At 66.6% G+C, this 13,382-nt stretch carries 14 protein-coding genes and 1 tRNA gene; all 15 read right to left on the minus strand.

Going from position 1 to position 13,382, the window contains the following annotated elements; genetic code table 11:
• Positions 1-2: 2 nt before the first annotated feature.
• Positions 3-1,865, minus strand: coding sequence for a prohead protease/major capsid protein fusion protein (locus tag ACSVDD_RS03605; RefSeq protein WP_448187917.1), 1,863 nt, complete (start codon positions 1,863-1,865; stop codon positions 3-5).
• A complete protein-coding gene (locus ACSVDD_RS03610; RefSeq protein ID WP_448187918.1) occupies positions 1,862-3,343 on the minus strand; it encodes a phage portal protein in 1,482 nt (493 codons plus the stop codon). Before ACSVDD_RS03610 ends, ACSVDD_RS03605 begins: the two co-directional genes overlap by 4 nt.
• Before the next feature lie 144 nt (positions 3,344-3,487).
• On the minus strand, positions 3,488-5,590 hold the full coding sequence (locus ACSVDD_RS03615) for a phage terminase large subunit family protein (RefSeq protein WP_448187919.1): 2,103 nt from the start codon (positions 5,588-5,590) through the stop codon (positions 3,488-3,490).
• Positions 5,571-6,083 (minus strand): terminase small subunit, encoded by a 513-nt coding sequence (locus tag ACSVDD_RS03620; RefSeq protein ID WP_448187920.1) that lies wholly within the window; start codon positions 6,081-6,083, stop codon positions 5,571-5,573. The genes ACSVDD_RS03615 and ACSVDD_RS03620 overlap by 20 nt, the downstream gene beginning before the upstream one ends.
• A gap of 163 nt (positions 6,084-6,246) precedes the next feature.
• A complete protein-coding gene (locus ACSVDD_RS03625) occupies positions 6,247-6,507 on the minus strand; it encodes a hypothetical protein (protein ID WP_448187921.1) in 261 nt (86 codons plus the stop codon).
• A gap of 13 nt (positions 6,508-6,520) precedes the next feature.
• A complete protein-coding gene (locus ACSVDD_RS03630) occupies positions 6,521-6,880 on the minus strand; it encodes a hypothetical protein (RefSeq protein ID WP_448187922.1) in 360 nt (119 codons plus the stop codon).
• A 10-nt stretch (positions 6,881-6,890) separates the two neighbouring features.
• Positions 6,891-7,166, minus strand: a complete 276-nt coding sequence (locus tag ACSVDD_RS03635) for a hypothetical protein (protein ID WP_448187923.1) — start codon at positions 7,164-7,166, stop codon at positions 6,891-6,893.
• Positions 7,167-7,168: 2 nt separating this feature from the next.
• The gene (locus ACSVDD_RS03640) at positions 7,169-8,314 is read right to left on the minus strand and encodes an AAA family ATPase (protein WP_448187924.1); all 1,146 of its coding nucleotides are present in this window, start codon (positions 8,312-8,314) and stop codon (positions 7,169-7,171) included.
• 17 nt (positions 8,315-8,331) lie between these two features.
• Entirely contained in the window at positions 8,332-8,919 is a 588-nt protein-coding gene (locus ACSVDD_RS03645; RefSeq protein WP_448187925.1) for a hypothetical protein, read from the minus strand.
• Complete coding sequence (locus ACSVDD_RS03650) at positions 8,916-9,119, minus strand: hypothetical protein (RefSeq protein WP_448187926.1); 204 nt, start codon at positions 9,117-9,119, stop codon at positions 8,916-8,918. Before ACSVDD_RS03650 ends, ACSVDD_RS03645 begins: the two co-directional genes overlap by 4 nt.
• Before the next feature lie 24 nt (positions 9,120-9,143).
• Positions 9,144-9,398, minus strand: a complete 255-nt coding sequence (locus ACSVDD_RS03655) for a helix-turn-helix transcriptional regulator (RefSeq protein ID WP_448187927.1) — start codon at positions 9,396-9,398, stop codon at positions 9,144-9,146.
• 79 nt (positions 9,399-9,477) lie between these two features.
• Positions 9,478-9,957 carry a MerR family transcriptional regulator gene (locus ACSVDD_RS03660; protein WP_448187928.1) on the minus strand — a complete coding sequence of 160 codons (480 nt, stop codon included), beginning with the start codon at positions 9,955-9,957 and terminating at the stop codon, positions 9,478-9,480.
• A gap of 200 nt (positions 9,958-10,157) precedes the next feature.
• Positions 10,158-10,232: transfer RNA gene (locus tag ACSVDD_RS03665), tRNA-Val, on the minus strand.
• A 73-nt stretch (positions 10,233-10,305) separates the two neighbouring features.
• Positions 10,306-10,578, minus strand: a complete 273-nt coding sequence (gene hbs, locus ACSVDD_RS03670) for a non-specific DNA-binding protein Hbs (RefSeq protein WP_109117195.1) — start codon at positions 10,576-10,578, stop codon at positions 10,306-10,308.
• A gap of 161 nt (positions 10,579-10,739) precedes the next feature.
• Complete coding sequence (lon, locus tag ACSVDD_RS03675; protein WP_448187929.1) at positions 10,740-13,148, minus strand: endopeptidase La; 2,409 nt, start codon at positions 13,146-13,148, stop codon at positions 10,740-10,742.
• Positions 13,149-13,382 lie beyond the last annotated feature (234 nt).

Consider the following 13,382-nt stretch of genomic DNA (forward strand, 5'->3'; position numbering starts at 1 on the left):
GATCAGGCACCCGCGTTGTACTGGGCGCCGCGGAAGTCGATGGCCCCGTAGCCGAAGTCGATTCCGGCGCGCACCTTCACGGACTGCGTGTCGAAGTCGCGCTCGGTCAGGATCTGCGGCCCATCCGTGCCGGCCACGTAGCCGTAGACGATACACGGGCACATGTTGCCGTCGCACATCACATACCACGCGTTCCCGCTGATGTTGGCATCCACCACCACCTCCAGCGAGCCGGCCCAGGGGTTGGCGTCGCCCGTCTTGGTCGGGGTGATGCTCGCCACCACCTGGCGCGCCTCCAACTCCTTGTCCGGCCCCACCACCAGGTAGACGGCCGACAGGTTCAGGGGGATGCCGTCCAGGCCCTTCTGCTTGCGCAGCGCAGCCACCGACTTGCCGACGCCCGCCACGGTGATGGCGGCCGCGGTCGGGAGGTTGCCGTGGTCGGCGTGGAACATCGCCACGCTGTCGCTCATGGTCGGGTTGCTGGTCAGCAGCGCGTAGACCATGCGGTTCTCATCCGCCGCGGTGCGGATGCCGATCAGCGTGGAGAAGTCGCCCAGCGCCGAGAGGTCGTCGTTGATCAGCGCCTTGCGACCGATGATGATGCCGGTCGCGTACTCCGCCGCCGTCACCTGCTCGCGGTTCTCGCTGATGGTGCCATACTTGACCGCGCCGGACTCCGCCACGTTCTTGTAGGTCGGAAAGTCGCCCAGCCTCAGAAAATTGTGGGGCTTAAAATCGTTGAAGCTGCGCCGCGCCGCCCACTTGCGGTAGGTCGGCGCCGCCGCGGCGTACTGCGCCAGCAGCACCTTGTTCGCCGCGTCCGCCAGCAGCAGCGGGAAATCGGAGCTGGTGTGGGCGCCCACGGCGCGCTCGAGGAGCGCGGCCTCGTTGCGCGCGTCGAAGCGGTCGCCGCGGAGGTGCGCCAGCTCGCCGACCATGACGATGGTCCGATAGCCCATGTACTGGCGCGCCCGGTCGTCCGGCTTGACGAGCTGCGGCGCCAGCCGGGCGGCCAGCGCGTGCGCCATGGCACCGCGGACGGCGCTCGGATCCTCGTGGCTGCCCAGGACCTGCACCCGCGCACCCTCGGTGCGGATGTTGCCGGCGCCGCGCTGCTCCATCGCCTGGAAGGCGGAGGCACGGGCAGCCTCCACCGTGGCGTTGCCGTCGATCTGCGCATCAATCCACGCCTGATCCAGGCCGGCCGTGCGCGCCATGGTGCGGATGGCCGCGTTCACCTCGGCGCGGTTGGTCGGGGCAGTGGGGGTGGTGCGGGTCTGCTCCGCGCCCGTCACGGTGTCGTTCGCCGTCGCGGCCGGCGCAGCCGTCGTCTGGGTCGTCATGTGGTCCTCTTCGGTTCGGACGGTGGCGCCGGCGTCAGCCGGCATGGGGGTGAAGGAGAGTTCACGGGGGCGCCACTTCACGGCGCGGTAGACCTTGATGCCGTCGCGTGCGCCGACGTGGCGCCACTCGTGCACGTCGTAGCCGAGCGACACGCCGCGCAGGATCCCGGCGGCCACGTCGCTGAAGATCTCTTCCGCCGCCGGCTTGGTGCCGAAACGGACGGTCGAGACGATGCGCGGCCCGGCGGCGCCCGGCTCCAACACGGAGGTATCAACGGCGCCCACGTGGTGATCCGTCGACGGCCGGTGGTCACGCAACATTGGCGCGCCGCGGAACGCCTCCAGGTCGGCGCCGTTGGCGTCCAACTCCTCGATCCACTGCCCGCCGCTGCCGTCGGGCGCCCCCCAGCGGCGCGCTACCGGCGCGAAGCCGGACAGCGCCACCACCTGGACGGTTCGCTTCTCCCGGTCGAGCGTGGAGGGGGTGAAGCTGACGGCACGGGTCATCAAGCCGTTCATTGGGCTTCCTCGGTCTGCGTGGGGGCGCCGTCAACGCCGTCTTCCTGGGTGGGGGCAGGCGTGGGCGGCTCGGCCGGCGCGGAACCGAACTCCAGCCCCAGCTCCCGCTCGCGCGCCCGGTCGGCGGCGATCTGCCGGTCGACCTCCTCGACGTCGTAGCCGCGCTCCGCCAGCGCCTGGGTGCGCGACTTCAGGCCGTTGTTGATGGCCTCCACCTCGGCAGCAATGTCCTTCTGCACGTCCACGTGCTCGAACTTCGGCGGCAGCCAGTCGCACGACAGGTAGTCCGCGGCGTTCCGCTCGAAGTCGGGCGCCTCCAGCGCGCCGGTGAGCACCGCCAACGTGACGAAGCGCTCCCAGGTCGGTTGGCAGAACTGCGGAATTACCACCAGGAACTGCACCGCCTCAACGCGGGCCTTGAAAGCCATCAGCTCCACGCGGGCGCTGCTGAAGGTCACGCCCTCGTAGTCGGCGGCCAGCTCCGGGTAGGGAACGCCAGCGCCGGCCGCTACGCCGCGGAGGTGCGTCTTGGTGAACGGGCCATAGTCCTTGAACTCGGGCAGATCGGTGAACGAGATGTCCGTCCCGCTGGGCAGCCGGATCATGCCGCCCGGCGTCAGCTTGATCTGCACCTCTTCTTCGCCGTCCTCGCCTTCCTCATTCGAGCCGAGTTGCCCGGCGGTACCGGCCATGTCGCGGATGAAGCCCACCAGCAGATTCGCGACCTTGGACCGCTGAAGGGTCGCGTCCTTCAACTCGTCCAGGTCCTGCACGGTCGGGATGACCGGCGCCAGCCACGTGGCGCCGCGAAGCTGCCCATCCTCCAGCGGCTGAAAGAGGTGCAGCATGTCCCGCGCTTCCACGCGCACCGTCTCGCCGGTGATTCCCAGCGTCACGGAGAACGGGTCATCCGGCCGGGTCTTCAGAAGGTGATAGGCGGTCGGCACGCCGCGGTCGTCGTACTCGATTCCGGCGCGCACCACGGTGCCGTTGCCCAGGTTGCGGAACAGATCCAGGGGGAGCTGCGTCCGGTCGATGGTCTCGACGTGGAGTGGCACCGTCAGCCCGTCGCCCGGCCGCGCGATGCGGAGCCGGCCCAGCGCCTCGCCACCCTCGATCATGCGGCGCACGGCAAGCGCCTGCTGGCCGTAGAAGTCGCATCGGCCGCGCGGATCGGAGCGCTTCACCCACTCGCGCCACAGCTTGTGGAGGCGTTCCCTCACTTTGGGGTCGGGGTGCGACGAGCGGGGCGTGATGCCCGTCCCGACGATGCGCGTCACCAGGGCGTTGACGCCCGCGTTCACCCAAGGGCTGTTGCGGGCCTGATAGGCGGCCTGCTGCGCGGCGAACGTGCCCTCGGCGAGGATGGTCTGGTTGAGGCTGACCATGCGCTTGACGCCCGTGCGGCGACGCTCCCGCCCCGCACCCCCGAAGGATCGCTTGCGGAACGGCCAGAAGTCGAGAATTCGGTGAAGCATGGGCGGCTTTGTCATGCCATAGATATGGCATATCCCACAGAAATAATCAATAATGACCAGATTATACCTTTGCTCCCTCAAATATTGTATCATTGCGTAACTTGACGTAACGATATTTTACTTACATTCCATCAAACAAGCCCGTCACAGATCTGCGCCGCCCACCACGCGGGGGCCTTTCGACCGACGCGGCGCCGGCTTGCGCTCGACGATGGGCACCGCGGCGCGGGCGGCCAGCAGCCGTTCAGCCTCTGGCGTGCCAGCGAGGATGAGCGACCCGCGGTTGGCGCCCACCTCCGCCGCCAAGCTGTTCAGCTTCACGCCCAGGCTCAGGAGACCATGCAGCGCCGCATAGCTGTAGACGCGGCAGTCCGTCGCCTCGTTGGCCCGGCCGCGGGGGAGCGTCCACACCCGGTAGGCCCGTCCGCCCTTCGCCTTCAGTTCCAACCGCTCCGCCGTGAGTTGGTCGAACCACACCGCGTCCCGATCATGCGGAAAGTGGCAGAAACCCGGCCCCGGCTCGGTCAGTGCCAGCCGGGAGCGGATGGTGTCCTTTGCGCTGTTCACGCCGAGGAGGATGGGCCTGAACTGATCACGCCACTTCGTGTTCGGCTTCCACGCCGGCCAGACCGGGTTGCGCGCGCCGAACTTGGCGGACTCGCCCTTGATCGCCCACACGCGCCGCGCTGCCCGCGCCCGGCAGAACGAATAAACCTCGTTCGTGTGGTGGCCTGAGTCCATGCACGCCGCCTCGATGACGAAGGGCCGCCCGTCGGCGCGGAGATACCGGCGGGTCAGGATCTCGTCCAGGCGCTGCCACACCTCCGGCTGCGCCGGGTCGCCCACCCCCACCTCATACGCAATGCTCCACGATTCCTCATCCCGGCCCCAGCCAACCACCTCGATCTCGAAGCGAAGCCCCTGCCAGTCGATGCCGGCCGTCAGCAGCGCCACGCCGTCGGGCACCTCCGCCGGCCAGACTTCGCGCCGGGCCATGAGCGCGCTGGCCTCCACCTTCTTGTCCGCCTGCCCGCGGTACGCCTGCCCCAACTGCGTGTTGAAAAACGTCTGCCTTGCTTCCGTATCGGATTTCGCCTCCAGCCACTTCCGCGCCACCTCGGCGGGAACGTCGTTGGCGTGCGGGGAATAGAGCTTTGATGCCGTGAAGCCGGCATGGCGGTTGGGGACGGCCAGCCGGCCGCACTCGCCGCAGATCGCCCGGCCCACGATGTTGCGCTCGTCCCAGCACCACACGGACTCCCACGCCTCCACCAAGCCGTCGACGCGCCACGCGGTGGCGTAGTCGCTCAGCGGATCATGCCGCCGGCCGCAGCATGAGAACGGGCGCGTCTGCGCCCACCGGACGGTGCTCAGCGCCTCCAGGCGTTCGGCCTCGCTCCAGCCGACGTTGCAGCGCTCGCACACCACGCGCGCCGTCTCGGGCAGGTGCACGCCGTCCCGGCCTTTGTCCCAGTGGACGTGTGAGAAGAAGTCGAGCACCTGGCGGTGCCCACACCGGGGGCAGGACACGAACGCCCGGCGCTGGTCCGACGCGGCGTAGCTCTTGGCGATCTCGCCGTCTTCGTCGGTCGGGGAGCACGCCCGGATGGACAGGCTGTCGGCGTAGGTGCCCAACCGCTCCTCCGCCAGCTTGACGCCCGGCCCCTCCTTCGTCATGGGGTACTTATCCACCTCGTCCAGCAGCGTGACCTTCACCGGACGCATGGCGAGGTTGACCGGGCTGCCCGCCGCGACCATGGCGAGGAAGCCGCCGGGGAAGCGCCGGAAGGTGGTCGTGTTGTCGGCGTTCCGGGTGCGCGGATCGCCCACCAGCTTCCGCAGCACCGGAGTGGCCTTCACCATCGGCGAGACGCGCTCTTTGGCGAACGCCTGCACGGCGTCGTCCTTCGGTTCAGCCAGCAGGATCGGCGCCGGGTTGAGGTGGGCGAAGTAGCCGAATGCGTTCTCCAGCAGGCTCGACTTGAGCAACTGGGTGCAGCTCGCGACACTGATGACCTTGACGCCCGGCTCGGTCACGGCGCGCATCGGCCCGCGCGCAATTTCAACTTTGGATGTCTTCCAGCGGCCCGAATAGGCGCCGGCGCCGCGGGCAAGGTATCGGAAGTTGTCCGCCCACTCGTCCACCGTCATGCGCGGGGGCGGCTTCAGGTGCTGCCGGCGCGCCTCCACCATGCGCGCCGCGAGCGCGGCCCGGCCGGGCGATAGGTCAAGCAGCTGGGTCGGCATCGCGTTCTCTGTGCTTGTCGAGGTCGCCCGTCAGCTCGTCCAGGGCTTCGCGGATCTCCGCGTCAACAACCCCGGAGACACGCGCCGCGGTTTCGCTCTCTACGATGCCGCCCAGCGCCTGCACCACGTTGGAGGGGATGGACAGCAGCCGGCCGCGCACGGTCGCATACTCGTCCGCCACCATCGCCGCCACGTCGTCCACCGCAACCACGGTGCCCAGCGCCTGGGCGAGCTTCAGTTCCTTCATCTGCAGGTCGATTTCAGCGTTCCGGCGCTCGATGTCCGTGCGTCCGCCGCCGGCCTTCTCCAGCGCCAAGCGCACGTCGCGCTCTCGGAGCCAGTTCGCCACCGCGGCGGAGTGGAACACCAGCGCGCGTCCGTCGCCCGGCTCGCACGGGCAGCCGGCGCGGCGCCAGCTATCGACCGTGGTGAGCTGGACGCCGAAGAACTCGGCGGTCTCAGCCCGGTTCAGGGGCTTGCCGTTGCCAGACATGGTAGTAGCCTCCCCCCTTGGTAGGTCATAGCTGGAGAGGAATCGCGGCCGGGAGCTTGCCCGCGTTGCCTTCGCCCGGAAGGACCCGCCGCCCGGCTGGAGGGGCCAGCGGCGCCCGCTAGGCACGCAGCCAGGGGTTCGCGGGCCGGCGGGGTTGATCGCATCATGATGCTGCCCCACCCACCCAAGCCGCCAGCGCGTCGTCAGCCAGGATCTGGCGGTACAGCTCAACGTCCTCCGGCGGGAAGCCCGCCGCGAGCATCGCCGTCACGGCCGGTTCGAGGCATTCGTCCAGTTCATTGTCCCCCCAGCCGTCCGGTAGGGACGAGAGGAAGGCGCCGATCCTGCTGGCGAGTTCGAGGGGCGCCACGTCCAAGATGGAACGGCCATTGACGAGTTCGATGCGGTGGGTGGGGGTGGCCATGACGCATCCCCCCTCACGCCGACGCAACTGCGTGGATCATGTCCACGATATCGGGCGGCAGATCCTGCGCAGTCCTTTCGGTGAGCATCGACCAATCGAACCGCGGCACCAGGGCATCGGCCAGCCGCCTCAGAGCAGCCGCGCTGCGATACCGCCGAACAACCAAGCCAGTCGGGAGGTGGGTGAGCGTGTAGGCCTCATCAGCCCCAAAGGACTCGTGGACAGCGAAGTACGTCCGCACCTGCGCCATGCAGGCCTTGGGTTCCTGATCTGCACCGCAGATGGCGATGGGGGCGGTGGTCCATTCCACCTTCTCGATAGCGTGCGCGTTCATCTCGGCGATGGAGGGGGCCTTCGTGCTCTTTTTGGTCATGATGTGCTCCTCAGTGCTGATGGTTGGGGAGATTTCCGCTGTTGGCGTCCGATCTCCGGTTACCGGATACGCCGCCGCCAAACAGGGCGGTGTATCCCTCTCCGTAGGAGAGGGGGTGTGCAGCGCGCGCTTGCTGCATAATGAAATCAATGACTTGCACCCCCGCTTGCTGCGCTTGCTGCGACGTGTGCTGCACGAGCAAAATCAAAGACTTAGCAAGGGGGTTGCTGCGCTTGCTGCACTCGCGCGGGGCTTGCTGCAGCATGCTGCGGGGTGTGCTGCGCATGGTCACGCCTCCGCCTTCCAGTTGACCGGCGCGATGAACTCGCGGACGCGCCGATAGGCGTCCTTCTCGACGCGGATCTGCACGCGACCGTCGGCGATCAGGGCGCGCATGGCGCGTTCCAGGTCGGGCAGTTTGAACCCGCGCGCCTCGCGGCGGTGGATCAGGACCTTGGGCGCGTATTGATCGCGGGCGGCGGCCTTGTAGCTTGGGCGAATGCCATCGTTCAGCACCGCGGCCAATGTCTCTAGGAACACGATCTCGACGGAGCGCCGCTCCAACATGGCAACGGTACCGCCGGGCGCGTCCTCGGGCACCAGTACGCCGTCGCTCCAGGTGAGCGGGATCTCCGATCCCCGGCGGCCATGGTTGGCCTTCGCCAATTTCAGCGTCACGCGGTCCGGGTCGGCATCGTCGGTCTTCAGCACGATGACGGAGCGGCAGGCGTTGACCCAGGCGGTCGAGCCTGAAGCGAGCCGGTTGCCGCTGTCGTCCGTGCTCTTGCTGGTGTGGGTCGAGAGGATGATGCCGCACCCAATGCGGTCCGCGAGGCCGTTCATGGCGTTGACGAACCCGGTGACGGCGATGCGGTCGTTCTCGTTGTCCGCGAAGACCAGGGCGACGTTGTCGATGCACAACAGCTCGAGGTCCCGGATCTGACGCAGATCCTCTTCGATGTGGTTGAACAGGGGCGTGACCTTGCCGCCCCGCCAGAGGGCCGCATCCACGCCTGCGAAGGACTGCGGAAAGCAGCGGCCAGCCAACGCCTCCATGTCCACACCCATGGATTCGGTGATCCTGGCCATGCGGGCGTGGAGGACGCCCTCCGGGTCCTCGGCGAACAGGCCGGCCGTGTTGCCGCCCACCGTCGCCTTGCCGAGGAAGGGAATACCGGTCGGGATCGCGGCCATGGCCTGCAGGCTGAGCATCGTCTTGCCGGCGCCGCCGTGCGCGACCATGAGCGTCGTCATGCCCTTCGGCACCAAGTCAGCGATGGTGAACGGGATCTCGGGCGGCTCGCGGCCCACCCAGCGGGCGCAATCGGCCGCTGTGATCCTCGGCGCCGGAGGCGCATGGGCTTGGCGCGGGTCACTGCGAACGCGCGTGTCGATGAACTCGCGCCGTCGGTTCGTCTGCCGCGCCTCGTCCAAGGGGATCGTGCTGCGGCTCATGCGGCCACCCGTTCGGCCGGGACGTGGATCGGCGGCAGCGGCGGGCGCTGGCCGGCGATCATGGTCTCCACCTCAAGGCCGTGGTCGACGTCATCGCAGATGATGCCGGGCATGTCGTGCAACTGGCTGTAGGCGAAGCCGAGGTTCAGCAACACCGCGGCCGGGCACTCGCCATCGCGCTCACCGCCGCAGCGGATGAAGTCCTCGGCGCAACGGAAGAGGCGCAGCGGCGAGGCGGTGCGCAACGCCAGCGACACCCCGCCTTTGCCGAGGACCGTGCCCAACCCAAGCCGCATGAAATGCTCCGCCGGCGCGGCCGGACGCCACGCCACCAGGTCAAGAGGGTCGCTGAACGCCAACGTCGCGCGTCCGGTCCAGACGACAGCGACGAGCACGCGCTCGCCCTCCTCGTGGGGTTCAAATGTCCAGGTAAAGCGGCTGAGGGTGGCGCGCATTACAGCGACACCTCCGACCAGCCGGCGCCGTTCGACGGTCAACCCGCGCCGGTTCAGCCACTCACATGCGGACGCGGTGCGGTGCGTGACCTCGAGCGCTTCCGCGAATTCGCCGAACACGTCGATCACGGAGAGCGCTCCATGGCGATGCGCTCGGCAATCTGCTCCGCCCAATCGCTGAGGGCTGCCAGCTCGCGGGAATCGGCGCCGCGCATCGCCAGGGCGTCCAGATCGGCGGACAAGCCAAGTAGCTGCTGGATCGCACTTGGGCGGCGTTGCGCGAGACGGCGCTGCAGCGCTTCGAAGTGAAGGCTCCGGACGTTGCTCATGATGGAGCACCCGAGAAGGGAGGGTCAGGACTGCAGGTTGTCCGCCGAGGAATCGGACGAGATGAACGCCGGCTCGGCGTCGCGCTTGGCCACGCGGGCAGCGATCCATGCATCGACCTCGGATTCGAGCCAACCCACGGAGTTCGGCCCCAGCGGAATGCGCTTCGGGAAGCGCCCTTCCCGCTCCATCCTGAAGAGATGCATTCTGCTGTAGCCGACTCGCTCGTGCACCTGCTTAAAGCGAAGTACTTTCACGACAACCTCGCTGAATTCAGGCAAGCGCCGGCCGATCCCAGAAACACTCTGAGCCGCCAACACTTGCATTTTGGGGAATGAAGCGGCCCGAAGGCCGCTCGGATTAGTCGCTCAGCTTTTCAGCGCTGAGCCTTTCAGCCCGCGCCATGATCTGGCGGACAATGTCCGACAGGTTGATAGCGACCACGCTCCGCGGAGCGGAAACGCTGGACCAGATGGAAGCGGGGTCATCGGTCCTCCCGATGTTAAAGCCGCAACCTCCGTTGGCATCGACGGAGTAGTTGACCCGGTACGTCCAGACGTCCTTCGCTCCAGATACCACCGCATCAATAGCTTCGTGGATGAAGAAGCCAGCGGCGCCACGCAGGAAGGTGTCAGCGGCCTCGGACACGTCCATCCGAAACCGTGTGGTGGCTTCCAGCAACGCGCCAATGCCGACGACACCGATGAACGAGTATCTCGCCCACCCCCCCGTTTCAGCCGCATAGGCATACCCACGACGACGCCACACCCTCAGCGTCTCCGAGTTGATGTCGGTGAGGTCTTCCACCTCACCGGCGGTATACGTACGGTCAAAGTCCATGACCATGGCCCTCATATGTGAAAACTGGGTCATGGATACCGCTTTTTGAGAAACGGGTCAAGCGTCCTGATTTTTGCTTCGTAAGCATGAAGCACCTATGAAACCCCTGCCAGCCCCCTCCATCTGTTACCCAATTGTTACCCAATAACGCGAAAGGCGGCCCGATAAGGCCGCCTTCTTCGTCTAAGTCATTGATTTTATGGTGGGCGATGAGGGGATCGAACCCCCGACCCTCTCCGTGTAAAGGAGACGCTCTACCGCTGAGCTAATCGCCCATTCCTTAAAAACGAAACCGGCCGCGCCCATGACAAGCGCCGGCCGGTGACGTGTATGGCCCAAAAGCCCCTATCAGTTCAAGGCGTCCTTGAGGTTCTTGCCGGGCTTGAACTTCGGCTGCTTGGACGCCGGGATCGAGATCTTCTCGCCGGTCCGGGGATTGCGGCCCTCGGAAGCAGCGCGCTCGGCAATGGCAAACGTGCCGAAACCGACGAGGCGCACTTCGTCGCCCTTCTTCATCGCGCCGGCAATGCCCTCGAACACCGCGTCCACAGCCTTGGTCGCGTCATTTTTAGACAAACCAGCCGCTTCGGCGACCTGCGCCACGAGATCATTCTTGTTCACTTATGCCCCCTTCCTACATCAGCAAAGAACTTAAGGTCAAAGCCGCCCCACGACTTTGCGGAGGCGAAGTGTAAACACAGCTTCCGCCGCCCGTCAATTGCAGACGGGCGGCGGAGGTCGCAAAAAGCACCGATTCGCAACGGTTTCGGCAGGGTGAAGGCTTAGTGGCGCAGCACCTCGCCGGCATCGCCGTCGCGCGGCTTGGCGGCCGGCTCGACGGCTTCCACCGGCTCGGTCCACTCGATCGGCTCGAGCGGGCGGACCAGCGCGTTGCGCAGCACATCGTCCACAGTCTTCACCGGGATGATTTCCATGCCGCGCTTCACATTGTCGGGAATGTCGGCCAGATCCTTTTCATTGTCCTTCGGGATCAGCACCTTTTTCAAGCCGCCACGCAGCGCCGCCAGCAGCTTCTCCTTCAGGCCGCCGATCGGCAACACGCGGCCGCGCAGCGTGATCTCGCCGGTCATCGCCACGTCCTTGCGAACCGCGATGCCGGTCAGCACGGAGACGATGGAGGTGATCATCGCAACGCCGGCCGACGGTCCGTCCTTGGGAGTCGCACCCTCGGGGACGTGGACGTGGATGTCCTTCTTCTCGAAGAGTGTCGGCTTGATGCCGTAGGCGGCGGCGCGCGACTTCACGTACGATTCGGCCGCCTGGACCGATTCCTTCATGACGTCGCCGAGCTTGCCAGTGGTGGTGACACGGCCCTTGCCGGGCAGCGACACCGCCTCGATGGACAGCAACTCGCCGCCCACCTCGGTCCACGCAAGACCGGTGGTGACGCCGACGAGATCCTCCAACTCCGCTTCGCCGAAGTGGAACCGGCGCACGCCGGCGTACTTGTCGAGGTTGCGGCGCGTGACGGACACCTTCTCGGTGCCCTTCATCAGGATCTCCTTGACCGCCTTGCGGCAGAGGTTGGCGATCTCGCGCTCCAGGTTGCGCACGCCGGCTTCCCGCGAGTAGTAGCGGATCAGATCCTTCAGCGCGTCGTCGGAGATGGCGAACTCGGTCTTCTTCAGGCCCGCCGCCTTGACCTGCTTGTCCAGCAGGTGGCGCTTGGCGATCTCGACCTTCTCATCCTCGGTGTAGCCGGCGACCCGGATCACCTCCATGCGGTCCAGCAGCGGCTGCGGCAGGCGCAGCGTGTTGGCCGTGCAGACGAACATCACGTCGGACAGGTCGTAGTCGACCTCCAGGTAATGGTCGTTGAACGAGCCGTTCTGCTCCGGGTCCAGCACCTCGAGCAGCGCCGACGACGGGTCGCCGCGCCAGTCGGCCCCCAGCTTGTCCACCTCGTCGAGGAGGAACAGCGGGTTGGACGACTTGGCCTTCTTCATGCCCTGGATGACCTTGCCGGGCATGGAGCCGATGTAGGTGCGCCGGTGGCCGCGGACCTCGGCCTCGTCGCGCACGCCGCCCAGCGACATGCGCACGAAGTTGCGCCCCGTCGAGCGCGCAATCGACTTGCCGAGCGAGGTCTTGCCGACGCCGGGCGGCCCGACGAGGCAGAGGATCGGCCCCTTCACCTTGTTCATGCGGTTCTGCACGGCAAGGTATTCCAGGATGCGTTCCTTGACCTTCTCCAGGCCGTAGTGGTCGGCGTCGAGGATCTTCTGCGCCAGCTTGATGTCCTTCTTGACCTTGGTGCGCTTCTTCCAGGGAATGGACAGCATCCAGTCCAGGTAGTTGCGGACCACCGTCGCCTCGGCCGACATCGGGCTCATGGAACGCAGCTTCTTCAGCTCGGCCAGAGCCTTCTCGCGCGCCTCCTTGGTGAAGCGGGTCTTGTTGATTTTCTCTTCCAACTCGGCCGACTCGTCGCGGCCGTCCTCGGATTCACCGAGCTCCTTCTGGATCGCCTTAAGCTGCTCGTTCAGATAGTACTCGCGCTGCGTCTTCTCCATCTGCCGCTTGACGCGGTTGCGGATGCGCTTTTCCACCTGCAGCACGCCGATCTCGCCTTCCATGAAGGCGTAGACGCGTTCCAGGCGCTCGGAGACGGTGGCCGTCTCCAGCAGCTGCTGCTTCTCGGGGATCTTCAGGGCGAGGTGCGAGGCGACGGTGTCGGCAAGCTTGCCGGAATCCTCGATCTGGTTGATCGAGACCAGCACCTCGGGCGGAATCTTCTTGTTGAGCTTGATGTACTGCTCGAACTGCGAGACCACGGCGCGCGACAGCGCCTCAAGCTCCTGCTGGTCGCCGGCCTTCTCCTCGACAAGGTCGGCATAGGCCTGGAAGAAGTCCTCGTTCTCGGCGAACTTGGTGATCGAGGCGCGCTGGCCGCCCTCGACCAGAACCTTGACCGTCCCGTCCGGCAGCTTGAGCAGCTGCAGCACGGTGCCCACGGTGCCGACGCTGTAGATGTCGGCCGGAGTCGGATCGTCCTGCGCGGCGTTCTTCTGGGTGACGAGCATGATCTGCTTGTCATCCTTCATCACGTCCTCGAGCGCGCGCACGGACTTCTCACGGCCGACGAACAGCGGCACGATCATGTGGGGGAACACCACGATGTCGCGCAGCGGCAGGACCGGATAGAGGGCACCACGGGGAATTTCGAACATTGAATAGGGCCTCTTGGTGGGGACGCCGCCAGCCCGGGATGGGCCTGGGAGCTGGCCCCACCTCGGGATGAGCGCGGGGCCTTGTTACGGCACCACCCTAACGTGGCACAGCCCTCCGGCCCCTTCAAGGGCGGAAGGCCGCGAATCCCTTCGGCAGCGCAGCGATGGCCGACCCGCGCCCCGGTCCAGGACCCCCAAACGAAAAAAGGGGCGCCCGCAGACGCCCCTTTTCCG

The organism is Azospirillum terrae (assembly GCF_053470425.1).